We start from the raw sequence: 16547 nt of genomic DNA on the forward strand, positions 1-16547 counted from the left end.
ATTCCGATCGCGAGGATCAGGATGAAGGAGTACTGGTTGATCACGTTGATCAGGTTGTTCGGCGAGAGCGTTGCCCCGTTGGGGTTTCGCATCATCGTGACGACCTGGAAGAACAGCACGATCGCCAGGAGGCTCCCGAGGATTCCGAACTGGCGCAGCGACGAGTTGCCGCTGCTTCCCAGCATCTTCTTGATGTCACTGAAGTGGAAGCCGCGCTTGGGGCTTTCCGGCGTACTGGTGCTCATGCGGTCGCCTTCTGATTGGTGGAGGTCATGCTGCGCATGAGCGCCTCCGGGGTGGCCTGGTCAGCGGGGATGCAGTCGGTGACGCGTCCCTCGAAGATGGTGTAAATGCGGTCGGAGATGCCCATCAGCTCTGGCAGCTCGCTGGAGATGACGATGACGCCCTTCCCGGCCGCTGCGAGTTCGTTGATGATCGAGTAGATCTCGTACTTCGCGCCGACGTCGATGCCGCGGGTGGGCTCGTCGAGGATCAGCAGGTCGGGGTCGGTGAACATCCACTTCGCCAGGACGACCTTCTGCTGGTTCCCGACGGAGAGCTTGGAGACGCCCTCGTCGACGTTCGGGGTCTTGATGCGAAGCGCCTTGCGGTAGCGCTCGGAGACCGCGTACTCCTCGCGATCGTCCACGACCCCGTTGTGTGCGATCTTCGACAGCTTCGCCGAGACGATCGCACGCTTGATGGTGTCGAGCAGGTTGAGCCCGAGAGTCTTCCGGTCTTCGCTCACATAGGCGAGGCCGTGCCGGATGGCGCTGGCGACATCGCGCAGCTCGATCTCTTCGCCGTCTTTGAACATCCGGCCGCTGAGGAAGGTTCCGTACGAGCGCCCGAAGATGCTGCGGGCGAATTCGGTACGGCCTGCGCCCATGAGTCCGGCGATGCCGACGACCTCGCCGCGGCGTACATTGAGGCTGGATCCCTTGACGACCATGCGCTCCGAGACGGTCGGATGCTGCACGACCCAGTCTTTGACCTCGAAGAACACCTCGCCGATCTCGGGCGTGCGATCGGGGTAGCGGCTCTCGAGCGAGCGACCGACCATGCCGCGGATGATGCGGTCTTCGTTGATGTCGCCGCTGGTGATGTCGAGGGTCTCGACCGTGCGGCCGTCGCGGATGATCGTGATCTCGTCGGCGATCTGCTCGATCTCGTTGAGCTTGTGGCTGATCATGATCGAGGCGATGCCCTTGGCTTTGAGACCCAGGATCAGATCGAGCAGCTGCTGCGAGTCGTTCTCGTTCAGCGCCGCGGTCGGCTCATCGAGGATGAGGAGGCGAACGTCCTTGTTGAGTGCCTTGGCGATCTCGATCAGCTGCTGTTTACCCACGCCGAGGTGCTTGATGGCGACGTCGGGATCCTCGTCCAGACCGACACGAGCGAGCAGTTCGATCGTGCGCTCCTTCGCCGCACGCCAGTCGACGGCGCCGAAGCGGGAGATCTCGTTACCGAGGAAGATGTTCTCGGTGATGGAGAGCTCGGGGATGAGCGCGAGCTCTTGGTGGATGATCGCGATGCCGGCCTGCTCGCTGGCTGCGATGTCCTTGAAGCGCTGCTCCTCGCCGTAGAGCAGGATGTCGCCGTCGTAGCTGCCGTAGGGGTAGACCCCCGACAGCACCTTCATCAGCGTGGACTTGCCGGCACCGTTCTCGCCGCAGATGGCATGAATCTCACCCGACATGACGGTGATCGACACGTCGGAGAGCGCCTTGACACCCGGGAACTCCTTGGTGATGCTACGCATCTCCAGAATCGGTCCTGCCACCGCTGGCATGGTTGCTGTGCTGCTCACGAATCTTCCTTGATAGCTTGACGGTCACGTTCAATGTGACCGTTCACATGACACACAATAATGCGCCTCTCAGACAGCGGTGTCAAGTGAGGTCATCCTGTCGTTGCCTTATCGAGATGCACTGGACGAACGCAGCCGCAATTGCGGTGCCACCGGACCATACGTCGGCGTGCTTTCCCCACGTATCTGAGCCAGCAGCATCTCCACGGCCCGCTGTCCCAGCAGCGGGAAGTCCTGATGCACCGTCGTCAGCGGCGGCCAGACGTGAGCTGCGACCGGAATGTCGTCGAAACCGACGACGCTCACGTGGCGCGGCACATCGATTCCGACGTCACGAAATCCGTGTATCAGACCGATCGCCATGAGGTCGTTGGCGGCGAACACCGCCGTGAAATCAGCGCGTCGAGCAAGCTCCGTGGCGGCGAAGTATCCGAAATCGGCCGTCCAGTCGCCGCGAATCGGGGGGAAGGTCTGCAGATCTGCCTCCCGCAGCGCATCCAGATAGCCGCGCATGCGCGACTCGGCTTCGATCCAGTCCTGCGGTCCGGCCAGGTGCAGGATATCTGTGTGCCCCAGCGAGATCAGGTGCTCCGTCACCGCTCGGGCACCGGCGACCTGATCCGTCGACAGTGTGAACCCATCCGAACCGGAGGCATCCAGAAGGCTGACGATCGGCACGCCGGCCGCCATGCCGCGCAGCACGTTGAAGACGCGCACCTGCGGGGCAAGGGCGATGATTCCGCTGACCTGCTCTCTGGCGAGCTGACGAATAGCATCGCCGATGGCCTCGGGGGTCGTCTCGGGCAGATTCAATGTCGAGACCGAATACCCCTCGGCTCGTGCGGCGTCCTCGATGCTCGCGATAGACGCTGTCGGCCCGAACTCACCGATCGTGGCCGACAGTATGCCGAGTGTGCGCGTCGTGCTAGTGACCAGGGCACGAGCGGCGAGATTCGGCCGATAGTCGAGCACCTCGATCGCGTCCTGCACGCGCTTCTTCGTCGCCGGACGGATACTGGGATGCTCGTTCAGAACGCGCGAGACGGTCTGGTGGGATACTCCCGCTAGACGCGCGACGTCTCGTATGCTGGGAATCCGCGCACGGTCACCAGAGGCTGCCATCGCAGATGCCTCCTTTGCATGTGCACGGTCACATAACTACTCCATTATGTATCCCCTGCACCGCAAGACGCATCTCCGAGTCGATTCAGGCGCGCGGCGGCCGCGAACCGGGCGCGAATGTCAGCGGGCGATGATGCGAGCGCCCGGGACAGCCCCGTGCACGTGTACAGCTGTACGCCCCCGGGCCGTCAGGTCGCTCTGCACATACTGGGCGCTCTCCGGTGCGTCGCACAGGAAGGCGACGGTCGGCCCCGATCCTGAGACGATGCCGCTCAGAGCACCGGCTTCGAGCCCCTCGTTGATGATGTCATCCAGCACGGGGCGCTCAAGCAGCGCCGGAGTGCCGAGGTCGTTGTGCATGCAGAGTGCGAGGGCGTGCGGGTCACCGGCGCGCAGCGCCTGCAGTACCGGGATCGGAACATCCAAGGACAGCGGAGGGTCATCAGCGAGCGCACCGTTTCTGGCGCGGTGGTCGTCAAGTCCGGCGTAGATCGCCGGCGTCGACAGCCCCTCGTCGCTCGTCACGAGCACCCAGTCGAAGCGGCCGCGCGCGAGCGCGGGGTTCAATCGGTCACCGCGGCCGGTGCCGATGGCCGTGCCCCCGTGCAGAGCGAAGGGCACGTCGGCACCGAGGCGTCCGGCAAGCTCATCCAGCTGTTGCGGAGACAGGCCCGTCTCCCATAGCGCATCGCATGCGACCAGTGCAGCCGCGGCATCCGCCGATCCCCCACCCATGCCACCAGCCACAGGAACGCTCTTTCGCACCTCGAGGTGCACCCCGCCGCTGTATCCGGTCTCTGAGGCGACGAGTTTGGCGGCCCGCATGGCCAGGTTTCGATCGTCTAACGGCACGGTGTCGGCGAACAGCGCCGTGCTCGCGGCATCGGTCCCGAAGACACTCAGCGAGAAATCATCCGCCGGATACGCCGTGACGTCCTCATAGAGCGAGACGGCTTGAAAGACCGTCGCCAGGGCATGGTATCCGTCATCATGACGCCCGCCGACACCCAGGTAGACATTGATCTTGCCCGGGGCGCGCACGTGCACCGAGTCGGGGAACGCTGCCAGGCTCATGGACTCTCAGGCCGTCGAAGACGACGCCCACAGGTCGACGTCGATGCCGTCGGAGAGCGCATCGATGCGGGCGAGCTGGTCGTCGGAGAACACCGGGCCATTGAGCGCGGCGAGGTTCTCGTCGAGCTGATCGGTGCGCGACGCCCCGATCAGCGCCGAGACGACCACGGGGTCACGCAGCACCCACTGCAGTGCCATCTGGGCCAGCGACTGACCGCGCTCTGTGGCGATCTCGTTCAGTCCGCGCAGGATGCGCAGCCCCTCTGCTGAGAGCGGCTTGTCCGACAGCGACCCGCGCTTCTGCGCGCGCTGTGCTGTGCCGTCACCGAGGTACTTGTCGGTCAGCAGCCCCTGCGCCAGCGGTGTGAACGCGATCGCTCCGACGCCCTCGGTGCGCAGCGTGTCGTTGAGCTCGGCTTCGGTCCAGCGGTTGAGGATCGAGTACGCCGGCTGGTGGATGACCAACGGGGTTCCCAGCTCACGAGCGACCGCGACCGCCCGGGCGGTGCGCTCGGCGCTGTAGGAGGAGATGCCGACGTAGAGCGCCTTGCCCTGGCGCACGAGCGTGTCGAGCGCGCCGACGGTCTCTTCGATCGGGGTGACCGGGTCGACCCGATGCGAGTAGAAGATGTCGACGTAGTCGAGGTTCATAGAGGTCAGCGACTGCTCGGCGCTGGCGATCAGATACTTGCGGCTGCCGAGGTTGCCGTAGGGACCGGGCCACATGTCCCAGCCTGCCTTCGAGGAGATGATCAGCTCGTCGCGGTACGGGCGGAAGTCTTCACGGAAGATGCGGCCGAAGTTCTTCTCCGCAGAGCCGTGGGGCGGACCGTAGTTGTTGGCCAGGTCGAAATGAGTGATGCCGCGGTCGAACGCGTGACGCAGCAGCGCACGCTGGTTGTCGAGCGGGATATTGTCGCCGAAGTTCCACCACAGCCCCAGCGAGATCGGCGGCAGGTAGAGCCCCGACGAGCCGACCTGGCGATACTCGAACTGCTCATAGCGGTCGTGCTTCGCCGCATATGGACGGTGGATATCGGGAACATCGGTCGGGAAGCGCACAGTTTCAGTCACTCCCCCAGGTTAGCCGTGAAGCGCCTCGGCGACGCGCACGAAATCGTCGATGCTGAGCTGTTCGCCGCGCGAGGTCGGAGCGACGCCCGCTTTCTCCAAGACGACGGATGCTTCGCCCGCTGTGCCGCCGAGCACCGCGGCGAGCGCCTGCCGCAGCATCTTGCGGCGCTGTTGGAAGGCTGCGTCGACGATCTGGAAGGTCGCTCGGCGCAACTGCTCATCGCCGCGCGGCTGAGCGGAACGTTCGAACGCCACCAGCACGCTGTCGACGTTGGGAACGGGCCAGAACACCTGCCGGGACACCCCTCCAGCCAGACGCCACTGGCCGTACCAGGCCGCCTTGGCGCTGGGCGCGCCATAGATCTTGCTTCCCGGCGCGGCGGCGACCCGCTCACCGACCTCGGCCTGCACCATGACGACGCCGCGGTCGAGGTTCGGGAATGTCTCCATGAAGTGCAGCAGCACCGGTACCGAGACGTTGTAGGGCAGGTTCGCCACGAGCACCGTCGGGTCGCCCGGAAGCTCCGTGATGTGCAGCGCATCCGCGTCGACGACGGTCAGAGCATCCGCTGGCACGCCGTGACTGGCCGCTGTCTCGGGGAGCCGTGCGGCGAGGCGATGATCGATCTCGACAGCGGTGACGGACGCCCCGGTTTCGAGGATCGCCAGGGTCAGCGACCCGAGGCCCGGCCCCACCTCGACGACGCGCTCTCCCGCCTGGACACCGCCGACGTGAACGATCTTTCGCACTGTGTTCGCATCGACGACGAAGTTCTGCCCGAGCTTCTTCGTCGGGGTCACATCGAGCTCGGCGGCAAGACGGCGGATCTCGGTCGCGCCGAGCAGGGTGACAGTCATCCAGCTATTGTCCCCCATGCCGCTAATGTGATCGGGTGCCCCCGATCGGAGAACTCATCGCGCCTCGTCGGATGGGCCGCGATTTTCGCTGGCTGCTGGCGTCTTCCTGGACCAGCAATATCGGCGACGGCATCGCGCGAACATCGGGATCGTCCTGGCTGTGGCGTTCCTCTTCGCCGCTGGCGCCGCCTGGCCGTTCCTCGTCGAGGTCGTCTGCGTCAGCCTCGCGGTCGTGCTGATCGCGCGGACGTCGGCCACTCCGATTCCTCCCCGAAACAGCGAGAAGCGAACACCGGTGCACACGGACATCGCCGAGGGCGTGCGTTGGATGTGGCACAACCGCCCCGTGCGGATGCTCGTGCTCATCATCCTGACGTTCAACATCACGTGGGCCGCCCCCCTGGGGCGTTCTCGTTCTCTACGCCACCGAGCATCTCAACATGGGTGCGGTGGGCTACGGAACGCTCACCACGGCCGGCTGGGTAGCCCTCGTGATCATGTTCGTGTTCGGCGCATACGGGTTCGTGTGGGCGACGATCTCGACGACCGTCCGGCAGCGGCTCGTCCCCTCCGCGCTCCAGGGACGGGTGGCGTCGGTGAACATGGTCGGGGTGTTCGGCGGAATCGTGATCGGGCAGGCAGTCGGAGGTGTGATCGCCCAGTTCTGGGGGCTGACGGCACCGTGGTGGTTCGCCTTCGCCGGGGCTGCGATCACGCTCGTGCTGGTGTGGAAGCCGATCTCGCACATCGTCAACGCACGCTCGATCGCGGATGAGAACGGCGCCGCGCCCTGAGCCTCAGTCCGCGAACGCGCCGTATACCCGCCGGGTATTCTCAGCGATCCGCGCGGCGAGCTCGTCGGCATCGCGTCCGAGCTCGGAAGCCATGAAGCGCAACGTGTGCGGAATCAGGTAAGGCGCATTCGGCCGGCCCCGCAGCGGCACGGGGGTGAGGAACGGAGCATCCGTCTCGACCAGAATACGATCGAGCGGGGTCACGGCAAGGGCGTCACGAAGGTTCTGCGCGTTCTTGAACGTGACGTTTCCGGCGAACGAGAGGTAGTACCCGGCATCGGCACAGATGCGGGCCATCGCGTCATCGCCGGAGAAGCAGTGAAACACTGTGCGCTCGGGCGCACCGACACGGGCGAGCGTCGCAAGCACGGCGTCATGCGCATCGCGGTCGTGGATCTGCATCGCCAGGTCATGCTTGTTCGCAAGGGCGATGTGCGCCTCGAAGCTTTCGAACTGTGGGCCCTGACGCTCAGCCTCGGTGCGGAAGAAATCCAGCCCGGTCTCGCCGATCGCCCGCACGCGCGGGTGCGCCGCGAGCTCATCGATCACACCGATCGCGTGGTCGAGCTGCCCAGCCTCGGCGTAGGCCGGCGCATCATTCGGGTGGATCGCGACGGCCGCGAGCACGCGCGGATCGGATGCCGCGGCCTCCACCGCCCAGCGCGATGACTCGATATCGCCCGATGCCTGCACGACGCCGAGAACACCCACCGCCCCAGCCCGGTCGAGCTGCTCTTTCAGCGAGAGCGGTTCATCGCCGTCGGTGATCTCGAGGTGCGCGTGGTTGTCATACACCCCGACCTGCAGCGGTTCGGGAGCGGCCGGGTACCGCAGATCCTTACGACCCGCGGAGGCCCGCTCGCGAACGTACTGACTGGGGTTGTCGGTCAAGCCTGCGACTCCACGCGAGGAAACAGCGGCGTCAGCGCCTGCACGCGCGTGCCCGGCGCCAGCAGCCCCCACGAGCCGGCTTCACGAAGCGGCTGGGCCTGCAATCCGCCGAGGCTCTGCGCGCCGAGCGCCTCCCAGAGCTTGCCCGTCGACTGCGGCATGATCGGCGACAGCAGCACGGCGAGTGCGCGCAGACCCTCAGCGCACGTGTAGAGCACCGTGCCCAGGCGAGCGCGCTTGTCATCATCGCGCGCGAGCGCCCACGGCTCGTTCTCGGTGATGTAACCGTTGAGCTCGTCGACGATCGTCCAGATCGACGAGATCGCCTCATCGATGCGGAACTGCTCCATCGCCGCGTCGGCCGCAGCCGCGGCATCCGCCACCGTCTTCTGGATCGCGAGATCCTGATCGATGTACTCGGCAGGCTCGGGCACGACGCCGTCGAAATACTTCTCGATCATCGCGACCGTGCGCGAGGCGAGGTTTCCGAAGCCGTTGGCGAGCTCGGCCTGGTAACGGGCCGAGAGGTCTTCCCAGCTGAACGATCCGTCCTGACCGAAGGCGATCGCCGAGAGGAAGTAGAAACGGTACGCATCAGAGCCGAACACGTCGGTGATCTCGGTCGGGGCGATACCGGTGAGCTTCGACTTCGACATCTTCTCGCCGCCGACAAGAAGCCAGCCGTGCGCGAAGACGCCCCGGGGGACATCGACGCCCGCCGCCATCAGCAGCGCCGGCCAGATCACGGCGTGGAAGCGCAGAATGTCTTTGCCCACCACGTGGTACGCGGGCCAGCGGCGCTGGAAGTTCTCGTCGTCGCTGCCGTATCCGACCGCGGTGGCGTAGTTCAGCAGAGCGTCGACCCACACGTAGATGACGTGCGACTCGTCCCACGGCAGCGGGATCCCCCAGTCGAATGTCGAACGCGAGATCGAGAGGTCTTTCAGCCCCTGGCTCACGAACGAGACGACCTCGTTGCGCGCCGAGTGCGGGCGCACGAAGTCAGGCTCGGTCTTGTAGAGCTCAAGCAGGCGATCCTGGAACTCGCTGAGCTTGAAGAAGTAGTTCTTCTCCTGCAGCAGCTCCAACGGCTTGGAATGGATCGCGCAGACCTTCAGCCCCTCGAAGGGACCGGTGCCGTCGACGATCTCGCTGTCGGGCTTGAACTCCTCACAGCCCACGCAATACAGCGCCTCGTACTCACCGGCGTAGATGTAGCCCGAATCGTACAGCCGCTGGAAGAACACCTGCACGTTCTTCTCATGCCGTTCCTGCGTGGTGCGGATGAAGTCGTCATTGGCGACATCGAGCGTCTTCAGCAGCGGAAACCAGCTCTCGGTCACGAGCTTGTCGACCCACTCCTGCGGAGTGATGTTGTTCGCCGCCGCGGCGCGAAGCATCTTCTGTCCGTGCTCATCTGTGCCCGTCAGCATCCAGGTGTCGTCGCCTGACTGCCGGTGCCAGCGGGCGAGCGTGTCGACCGCCACCGAGGTGTACCCGTGACCGATGTGCGGCACATCAGAGGGGTAGTAGATGGGCGTGGTGATGTAGAAGGATTCGCCTGCGGGCATGTGGTCAATTCTAGGCCGGATCGCTGGGCTGGTTACGTCGCCGGGCTCGGCGGACGGCGGGTGGCGATGATCGCGCCGTGCGCGCGGGTGCTGGGCTCGCGCGGGGCGCGCTCGCGCCGCTCGCTGCCGACGGCGTCGAGTCCCGCACCCGCTAGCATCCGGGTCAGCTCCTCGGCGCTCCAGAAGTACGCGGGTGCGACAGCATGCGCAAATGGGACGCGCGACGAGCCATCGAAGTATCCGATGAGGATGCTGCCGCCGGGGCGCAGCACGCGTGCGAGTTCATCGATCATCTCGGGCAGGTCATCCGGTGCGGTGTGAATCAGCGAGTACCAAGCGAGGACGCCCCCGAACGCGTCATCCGGATAGGGCATCTCGCGCAGCGACCCGACCTCGAACCGGATGCCGGGATGCCGCCCCTTCGCAGAGGCGACGAACTGCGCCGAAAGGTCGATGCCGCACGCCTCGTGGTGCTCGTCACTGAGGAACGCCGTCCAATGGCCGGGGCCGGAGCCGGCGTCCAGCAGCGGCCCATCGGTCGCGTCGCGCCACGCCGCGATGAGGGCGCGGTCTGCTGTCTCCATCTGGGCGATGTCCCCGAGCCGATCGATGTATTCGGCCGCGCGGGCGTCGTAGGCGGCGGCGAGCGCGGAGTCGGTCATTGGAACGGTCATTTCTGGCGTGCAGCAAGGGCCTGCTGATAGAGGTCGCGAGAACTGAGACCTGTCGCGGCGGCTACTTCGGAGCAGGCGTCTTTCAGGCGGATGCCGCTGTCGACGAGCGCCTGCACGTAAGCTGCGGCATCCTCGGCGGATACCGCGACCGGCGCCGCGCCCTCGACGACCACGACGATCTCGCCCTTCACGCCGTGCTCAGCCCACGCGGCGAGTTCAGAAGCGGTTCCCCGACGCACCTCTTCATAGAACTTGGTGAGTTCACGGCAGACGGCGATCCGCCTATCATCGCCGAAAGCCGCACCCATGTCGGCCAGGGATGACGCAAGCCGAGCCGGAGATTCGAAGAAGAGCATCGTGCGAGGCTCTGCGGCAAGGTTTCCCAGAGCCGCACGGCGCTCCCTCGGTTTGCGCGGCAGGAATCCCTCGAAGGTGAATCGGTCAGTGGGCAGTCCCGAGATCGCCAGCGCGGTCAGTACGGCGCTCGGACCAGGGATGGCGGTGACCGTGACTCCCGCGTCGACCGCCGCTGCGACCAGACCGTATCCGGGATCACTGACGGCCGGCATTCCTGCATCGCTGACCACGACGATGTCTTCGTCAGCAGCGAGTGCTGCCAGTTCAGCAGCTTTGTGCTTCTCGTTGTGGTCATGCAGTGCGATCAGACGAGGGCGGTTCTCGATCTCGAGCGCCCGCAGCAGCCGCTGCGTCGTTCGGGTGTCTTCGGCCGCGATGACCTCGGCGTTCTCCAATACTTCGATGAGGCGCCCAGACGCGTCGCCGAGGTTGCCGATCGGAGTCGCCGCGAGGATGATCACACGATCAGCCTATGCGTGAACACTTAGGCTTGTGCCGTGACTGCGCCCGTGCCTCTGCTGCCTCCCCCGGCCGAGCGCCTGACGGCGTGGGGACGCTTGCGCGATCGGATGCTGCGTGACTCCAGCGTCCTGCGCTGGTTCGCACCGCTGTTCGTCACGGCGCTTGCCGCCGTGCTGCGCCTGGCGAATCTCGGGCACCCGCACGAGCTGATGTTTGATGAGACGTACTACGTCAAAGATGCCTGGTCGCTGTGGGCTCTCGGCTACGAGGGAACCTGGGGCGACGGCGCCAACGATGCATTCCTCCGAGGCGATACGAGCACGCTCGGCGGGATCGGCAGCTTCGTCGTCCATCCACCCCTGGGCAAGTGGATCATCGCTCTGGGCATGGGTGTTTTCGGGCCCGGCTCCAGCGAAGCCTGGCGATTGACGACAGCGCTGCTGGGCACGGCCACGGTGCTCGTGGTCTACCTCGTCGCTCACGCGCTGACCCGGTCGATCGTCGCCGCGACCGTGGCCGGGGGGCTGCTCGCGATCGACGGACTCAGCATCGTGATGAGCCGTATCGCGATGCTCGACGGCGCGCTGACGTTCTTCATCCTGCTCGGATTTCTGTTCGTGTTGTACGACAGAACACGCAGTATGCGAGATGCGGAATACACGACGCCCGACGACCGCGAGAAACTGTGGGGCCGCGTCTTCTGGCGTCGACCGTGGATTCTCGCGGCCGGCCTCGCGCTGGGCGCTGCGACCGCCGTCAAGTGGTCGGGGCTGTATGCTCTGGCCGGCCTCGGCATCTATCTTGTGATCTCGGATGCTCTCGCCCGCCGTCGCGCCGGAATCGTCTTCTGGCCGATGGATGCCGCTGCCAGACAGGGCGCTGTCTCGTTCCTGCTGTTGGTTCCCGTGGCATTCGTGACGTATCTCATCACCTGGACAGGCTGGCTGGTGACCGCAGGCGGCTACGACCGAGACAGCGATGCGAACCCCCTGATCGCGCTATGGAACTACCACCAGAGCATCTACGGATTCCACATCAGCCTGGGCTCGGGGCATCCGTATGCCAGCCCAGCCTGGCAGTGGCCGCTGCTGATGAGGCCGACCGCGGTGTGGGTCGACGACGATGCCAGCTGCGGCACGGACCACTGCATCTCGGTGATCTCGAGCATTCCCAATCCACTCATCTGGTACGCAGGCGTCGCGGCCGCACTGTACCTCCTGTACCGCGTCGTACGCGGCCTCATTCAGCGGCAGCCGGAACCCTGGCAGCTCGCCATGCCGCTGGTGGGTCTCGCCGTGACCTACGTGCCATGGCTGCTGATTCCCGGACGCACGATCTTCCAGTTCTACACCGTGGCGGTCATGCCGTTTCTCGTGCTCGCGCTGGTGTTCGCGCTGCGGGCGATCGCCGGGCGGCGAAGCGATCGTCTGGAGCGGCGCCAATCGGGCGAGCGCACCGTGATCATCTTTCTCACCGCCGCCGTGCTGGTCTCGGCGTTCTTCTACCCGGTGTGGACCGGCATGAACGTGCCCTACGAGTTCTGGCTCGTCCACAACTGGCTGCCCACCTGGGTATAGTTCTGCACGGCATTCCGAAGGAGAACTATGCACACGACGATACTGATCGGCGTCGGAGGGCTCCTGATCGGGCTCTTCCTGATTCTGGGCGTCGCCGAGCTGGCACTGCTGCGCACCATCCGTCCGCCGAAGCAGAAGACCTTCGCGCACATCCGCCTGGCGGAGAATCAATATCAGACGATTATCGTCCCCGCACTCGGCGCCCTCGTCTCGGGCCTCTTCGTCAGCATCTCGGCGTCGTTCTTCTTCGAAAGCTTCAGCGAGAACGTCGACGAGGGGCGCCAGATCGCGGGCGTACTGACGTTCCTCGCTGGCGCGGCTGTCTTGGCGATCATGCTCAGCGCCGTGGTCAAGGGCGTCGGCGAGCCGAAAGAGCTGGCACGTGATCCGTTCACGATCCGCGCCGCGGCCGAGGAGTTCGCGGCAGACCCCCGACGTAGCCCCCTGGATCCGAACTTCCTGACGCAGCGTGTAGACGAATGGGAGAAGCTCATGTCCACGCGCGCCATGAACATCACCGCAGAGAAGGCCTCCCCTCGATTGGAGAAGGTGCTCGAGCGCACCCTCGCGCAGAATGGCTTCTGGCACTGCGTGGCCGCGTCCTGGCGAATCTATCTCGCCGCGCTGGCGCGGTTCCCGCTCCGGTTCTGCTGGCCGCTGGTCAGTTTCGTGATGCTGTCGACGGGTACGATCTGGTACGCGATCGCCGGGGCCGAGCTCGATTTCTTCAGCAGCTGGCGACCGTGGTTCGCCGTTGGCGTGTTCGTGATTCCGAGCGCCGCGATCGTACTGTTCTACGCTGCGGCCCGGGGAAATCGGGCCAGACTCTGGTACCGCGTCTACGTCGAAGCCCTCGCGCACGCGCGCGACGCGATTCGCGATGCGCACGACGCTGATGCGCGAGAATTCTCCATCACCGTCGGACGATTCCGACTCTCACTGACTCATCGCCCGCGGGCCAGTTCCCGCGGGTCTGCCGTCGGCAAGCGGCACACGAAAGCGCGGCAGTCATAGGCCAGCTCCGCGTGCGACTTCCCTTCGAAGAGGTCGAAGCCGGCGTCGGCGAACGCTTGCGCCTGAGCAGGGCTGACCACCGCCACGACTTCAGCGTCCGTCTGACGGGCCGCTCGCGCCAGCGCACCGTCTCGCTGTTCTGACACCACGACGACCTGACGCGGCGCAGTGGCCAGTCCGGCAGCGACGAGCAGCAGGGTTCCGTGCGCGAACGGCTGCGCCACCGCACGAGCGGCGTGCTCGCGCACGATCGCTGCCGCCGCCTCCTGATACGACGCGCCCGCCCCCAGACGCCAGGCAGTGAGCGCGGCGGATGCCAGAGCCGATGCTCCGGAGGGCAGATCGCCGTCGGTCTGATCGGGGGCGAGCGTCACGTTCTGTTCGGCCAGTACCGGGTCGACATCCGTCCGCCCGGCCAGCGTGTCGTCGAGCACCTCTCGCGCCCGCGCCGCCCACGTGGCATCACCGGTGGCCATGGCGAGCGCGAACAGTCCCTCCGCGAGCAGCGCGAGGTCGGCAACTGTCGCGACGGCTGCCGATGCAATCCGATCAAGCGACATGCGCACCAGCTGTCCGTCAGTGCCTCTGTTCGTCTCGAGCACGAACGGCGCCGCCTCCGCCGCGGCATCCACCCACGAGGGCTCGCCGAACGCCGCGCCCGCACGAGCGAGGGCGGCGATGGCGAGTCCGTTCCACCCCGTGATGACCTTGCCGTCGACCGAAGGCGGCTCCAGTCCCGCGCGCTCGGCGATCGGCCGCTGGTAGTAACCGCCTTCGCTGCGCTGACCGTCGATCCACGACTCGGAGTCCTGCGCCGCGCCGAACCCGCCGCCGCCGCGCCGGAGCACAGTGAGCAGGAAGCTGACGATCCCGCGCGCTGTCTCCTGGTCTCCGGCGGCGACGGCGACATCGAGCAGCTGCGCGTTGTCGGTTAACATCCGCTCGTAATGCGGCACCGTCCAATCGCGGCCGGTCGCATAGCGGAAGAATCCGCCGTCGTCGTCGCGCAGATCGGATGCCGCCATCGCAACCATCGCGCGATCGGCGGCGGCCGCGGCATCCGCTGCGCTGCGCCGTACCGTCGGCGCCTGCAGGAATCTCAGCGTCGTCGCCGCCGGAAACTTGGGGGCGCCTCCGAACCCGCCGTAGAGGCGGTCCTCACGACGCGCGATCTCGGTCGCTGCCGCCGCCAGCTCGGCCTCGCCCGGCAGGTCAGAGGGTGACGTTTCAGCCGCCCGCGCGAGAGCATCCGCCACGGCGTCGGCTGATTCCATGGCCTGGTCGCGACGAACGTCCCATGCCTCCCGCACGGCGGCGAGCACCTCAAGGAAAGACGGCAACTGTCCCCGCGACTCGGGCGGCCAGTACGTGCCGGCATAGAACGTGCGCCCCTGCGGGGTCGCGAAGACCGTGAGCGGCCACCCGAGGTTCTGCGTGAAGGCCGAGGCCGCCGCCATATACGCGCCATCGACGTCGGGATGCTCTTCGCGATCGATCTTCACCGCGACGAAGTTCTCGTTCACGACGGCGGCGACCGACGGGGAGGAGAACGACTCGCGCGCCATCACATGGCACCAGTGACACGTGGAGTATCCGATCGAGATCAGCAGGGGCACATCGCGCCGCTGCGCCTCGGCGAAGGCATCCGCTCCCCACGGGTACCAGTCGACCGGGTACTCGGCGTGCGCGCGCAGATAGGGGCTGAGCGTGTCAGCCAACCGGTTCGTCATGCCCTCACGCTACGCCCCGCCTGCGTGGCGCGGGCTGAACTCAGCTCACCAGAGCGTCGACGGATCGGGTCGCGCTGTACCCGACCAGCGGCAGGGCGCGCTCCGCCGCGAGCGCGATGCGCGAGTGCAGCACGTCAGAGACGATGACGTAGCCGTCGAAGTCGGTGTTGCTGGCATAGACGCCCACCGGCAGCGTGAGCGCCTGGAAGAACGAGAACAGGGGGCGCAGCTGGTGCTCGATCATCAGCGCGTGCCGCTCGCCTCCGCCGGTGGCGGCCAGCAGCACCGGCTTTCCGGTGAGCGCGTACTGACCGATGAAGTCGAACAGATGCTTGAACAGCCCTGTGAACGAGGCCCGGTACACCGGGCTTCCGACGATCAGCAGATCAGCCTCTTCGATCGCGCGCAGCTGATCTTCGACCGCGGGTGTGAGCTGGTCGCGGCGCAGCGCTCCCGCCAGTTCTGGACCGATCTCCGTGAGCTCGATGACGGTCACGTCGACAGGCGCGCGCTCGGCGATGGCTCCCGAGATGGCACGGATCAGAGCCGTCGTCTTGCTGGGCTCGTGCAAGGATCCGGAAACAGCGACGACACGGTACGGAGAGGTCATGCCCTGACCGTACTCAGAATGACGCCCTGCAGCGCACGAAGCGACACAGGGCGTCATCCAAGGAAGCTCAGCGTTAATTGAACTCGTTCGGGTGGCTACCGCCCCGGCCTGATCCGTCGAGCGGATCGAGAGCGTCGATCGCGGCCACCTCGGCGTCGGTGAGGGTGAAATCGAAGACGTCGAGGTTCTCACGCAGACGTTCGGTGTGCACGGACTTCGGGAACACGATGTTTCCCTTGTGCAGATGCCAGGCGAGCACGGTCTGCGCGGGCGTCTTACCGTGGGCGGCGGCCGCGTCGGCGACGGCTGGCATCCCGAAGAGGTCGTATTTTCCCTGCCCGAGCGGGCCCCAGGCCTCGATGCGGATGCCGTGCTCGACAGCCCAGGCGACCACCTCGCGCTGCTGATAGGTCGGATGCAGCTCGATCTGGTCGACCGCGGGAGTCACACCCGTCTCGGCGACGACGCGCTCGAGGTGCTCGACGAGGAAGTTCGACACGCCGATGCTGCGCGTGAGTCCCTGCTCGCGCAGCTCGATGAGCTTGGCGAACGCGTGGACGTAGTTGTCATGTGCCGGCGTCGGCCAGTGCACGAGATACAGATCGACCTGGTCGATGCCGAGCTTCTCGAGACTCTCCGCGATCGCCTTGCCCGGTTCGTCGCCATCATGCCGGTCGTTCCAGAGCTTGGTGGTGATGTACAGCTCATCGCGGGCGATGCCGCTCTTCGCGATGGCAGCACCCACGCCCGCTTCATTGCCATAGATCGCGGCGGTATCGATGTGGCGATAGCCGATCTCGAGCGCTTCGCTGACCGTCCTCTCGGTGTCTGCCGGCGGCACTTTGAACACGCCGTAGCCCAGCTGGGGGATCGTGAAACCGTCGTTGAGAGTGAGCGTGGGGATCGTCATCCGTTCAGTCTATGACCGC

General features: G+C 65.9%; 14 protein-coding genes and 2 pseudogenes. 3 read left to right on the forward strand and 13 right to left on the reverse strand.

The genetic code is table 11. The annotated features are described in order from the left end of the window. From Q1J95_RS03340 to rsmA, 6 genes and pseudogenes are all read right to left on the reverse strand, one after another. A pseudogene (locus tag Q1J95_RS03340) lies at window positions 1–245 on the reverse strand (sugar ABC transporter permease); the annotation flags it as partial. Beyond that, window positions 242–1792, reverse strand: a complete 1551-nt coding sequence (gene mmsA / locus Q1J95_RS03345; RefSeq protein ID WP_300265878.1) for a multiple monosaccharide ABC transporter ATP-binding protein — start codon at window positions 1790–1792, stop codon at window positions 242–244. The pseudogene Q1J95_RS03340 and the gene mmsA, both read right to left, overlap by 4 nt. Window positions 1793–1918: 126 nt before the next feature. After that, on the reverse strand, window positions 1919–2932 hold the full coding sequence (locus tag Q1J95_RS03350) for a LacI family DNA-binding transcriptional regulator (protein WP_300265854.1): 1014 nt from the start codon (window positions 2930–2932) through the stop codon (window positions 1919–1921). A 120-nt stretch (window positions 2933–3052) separates the two neighbouring features. After that, window positions 3053–4006 carry a 4-(cytidine 5'-diphospho)-2-C-methyl-D-erythritol kinase gene (locus Q1J95_RS03355; RefSeq protein WP_300265855.1) on the reverse strand — a complete coding sequence of 318 codons (954 nt, stop codon included), beginning with the start codon at window positions 4004–4006 and terminating at the stop codon, window positions 3053–3055. A 6-nt stretch (window positions 4007–4012) separates the two neighbouring features. Next, on the reverse strand, window positions 4013–5080 hold the full coding sequence (mgrA, locus tag Q1J95_RS03360) for an L-glyceraldehyde 3-phosphate reductase (protein ID WP_300265856.1): 1068 nt from the start codon (window positions 5078–5080) through the stop codon (window positions 4013–4015). A 9-nt stretch (window positions 5081–5089) separates the two neighbouring features. Next, on the reverse strand, window positions 5090–5938 hold the full coding sequence (gene rsmA / locus Q1J95_RS03365) for a 16S rRNA (adenine(1518)-N(6)/adenine(1519)-N(6))-dimethyltransferase RsmA (RefSeq protein ID WP_300265857.1): 849 nt from the start codon (window positions 5936–5938) through the stop codon (window positions 5090–5092). A 71-nt stretch (window positions 5939–6009) separates the two neighbouring features. Here rsmA and Q1J95_RS03370 point away from each other — a divergent pair. Continuing rightward, window positions 6010–6732, forward strand: a pseudogene (locus tag Q1J95_RS03370) (hypothetical protein). A 3-nt stretch (window positions 6733–6735) separates the two neighbouring features. Here Q1J95_RS03370 and Q1J95_RS03375 read toward each other — a convergent pair. Genes Q1J95_RS03375 through rsmI form a run of 4 tightly spaced genes read right to left on the reverse strand, consistent with a single transcriptional unit; the run spans window position 6736 to window position 10686 of the window. Further along, on the reverse strand, window positions 6736–7623 hold the full coding sequence (locus Q1J95_RS03375) for a TatD family hydrolase (RefSeq protein WP_300265858.1): 888 nt from the start codon (window positions 7621–7623) through the stop codon (window positions 6736–6738). Then, entirely contained in the window at window positions 7620–9194 is a 1575-nt protein-coding gene (metG, locus tag Q1J95_RS03380) for a methionine--tRNA ligase (protein WP_300265859.1), read from the reverse strand. The genes Q1J95_RS03375 and metG overlap by 4 nt, the downstream gene beginning before the upstream one ends. A gap of 32 nt (window positions 9195–9226) precedes the next feature. Continuing rightward, window positions 9227–9856, reverse strand: a complete 630-nt coding sequence (locus Q1J95_RS03385) for a class I SAM-dependent methyltransferase (protein ID WP_300265860.1) — start codon at window positions 9854–9856, stop codon at window positions 9227–9229. 8 nt (window positions 9857–9864) lie between these two features. Continuing rightward, window positions 9865–10686: a 16S rRNA (cytidine(1402)-2'-O)-methyltransferase gene (gene rsmI, locus Q1J95_RS03390; protein WP_300265861.1), complete on the reverse strand. Its 822-nt coding sequence runs from the start codon at window positions 10684–10686 to the stop codon at window positions 9865–9867. Between the two features lie 36 nt (window positions 10687–10722). Here rsmI and Q1J95_RS03395 point away from each other — a divergent pair, with 36 nt between their 5' ends. Together Q1J95_RS03395 and Q1J95_RS03400 are read left to right on the forward strand one after the other, a co-directional pair. Then, window positions 10723–12264 (forward strand): phospholipid carrier-dependent glycosyltransferase, encoded by a 1542-nt coding sequence (locus tag Q1J95_RS03395; RefSeq protein WP_300265862.1) that lies wholly within the window; start codon window positions 10723–10725, stop codon window positions 12262–12264. A 27-nt stretch (window positions 12265–12291) separates the two neighbouring features. After that, on the forward strand, window positions 12292–13278 hold the full coding sequence (locus tag Q1J95_RS03400) for a hypothetical protein (protein ID WP_300265863.1): 987 nt from the start codon (window positions 12292–12294) through the stop codon (window positions 13276–13278). Here Q1J95_RS03400 and Q1J95_RS03405 read toward each other — a convergent pair. The 3 genes from Q1J95_RS03405 to Q1J95_RS03415 all read right to left on the reverse strand — a co-directional run bounded on the left by Q1J95_RS03405 (window position 13209) and on the right by Q1J95_RS03415 (window position 16528). After that, window positions 13209–15008, reverse strand: coding sequence for a DUF255 domain-containing protein (locus Q1J95_RS03405; protein WP_300265864.1), 1800 nt, complete (start codon window positions 15006–15008; stop codon window positions 13209–13211). The two genes, Q1J95_RS03400 and Q1J95_RS03405, sit on opposite strands and share 70 nt — an antisense overlap. Window positions 15009–15048: 40 nt before the next feature. Then, the gene (gene msuE / locus Q1J95_RS03410; protein ID WP_300265865.1) at window positions 15049–15618 is read right to left on the reverse strand and encodes an FMN reductase; all 570 of its coding nucleotides are present in this window, start codon (window positions 15616–15618) and stop codon (window positions 15049–15051) included. A 73-nt stretch (window positions 15619–15691) separates the two neighbouring features. Next, a complete protein-coding gene (locus Q1J95_RS03415; protein WP_300265866.1) occupies window positions 15692–16528 on the reverse strand; it encodes an aldo/keto reductase in 837 nt (278 codons plus the stop codon). Window positions 16529–16547 lie beyond the last annotated feature (19 nt).

This window comes from Microbacterium sp., assembly GCF_029263575.1.
GTDB lineage: Bacteria > Actinomycetota > Actinomycetes > Actinomycetales > Microbacteriaceae > Microbacterium.

Excerpts from the sequence above, each read along its gene's own strand:
- mmsA (WP_300265878.1), bottom strand. The coding sequence starts at position 1,792 with ATGCCAGCGGTGGCAGGACCGATTCTGGAGATGCGTAGCATCACCAAG.
- Q1J95_RS03350 (WP_300265854.1), bottom strand. The coding sequence starts at position 2,932 with ATGGCAGCCTCTGGTGACCGTGCGCGGATTCCCAGCATACGAGACGTC.
- Q1J95_RS03355 (WP_300265855.1), bottom strand. The coding sequence starts at position 4,006 with ATGAGCCTGGCAGCGTTCCCCGACTCGGTGCACGTGCGCGCCCCGGGC.
- rsmA (WP_300265857.1), bottom strand. The coding sequence starts at position 5,938 with ATGACTGTCACCCTGCTCGGCGCGACCGAGATCCGCCGTCTTGCCGCC.
- metG (WP_300265859.1), bottom strand. The coding sequence starts at position 9,194 with ATGCCCGCAGGCGAATCCTTCTACATCACCACGCCCATCTACTACCCC.
- Q1J95_RS03385 (WP_300265860.1), bottom strand. The coding sequence starts at position 9,856 with ATGACCGACTCCGCGCTCGCCGCCGCCTACGACGCCCGCGCGGCCGAA.
- Q1J95_RS03400 (WP_300265863.1), top strand. The coding sequence starts at position 12,292 with ATGCACACGACGATACTGATCGGCGTCGGAGGGCTCCTGATCGGGCTC.
- Q1J95_RS03405 (WP_300265864.1), bottom strand. The coding sequence starts at position 15,008 with ATGACGAACCGGTTGGCTGACACGCTCAGCCCCTATCTGCGCGCGCAC.
- msuE (WP_300265865.1), bottom strand. The coding sequence starts at position 15,618 with ATGACCTCTCCGTACCGTGTCGTCGCTGTTTCCGGATCCTTGCACGAG.
- Q1J95_RS03415 (WP_300265866.1), bottom strand. The coding sequence starts at position 16,528 with ATGACGATCCCCACGCTCACTCTCAACGACGGTTTCACGATCCCCCAG.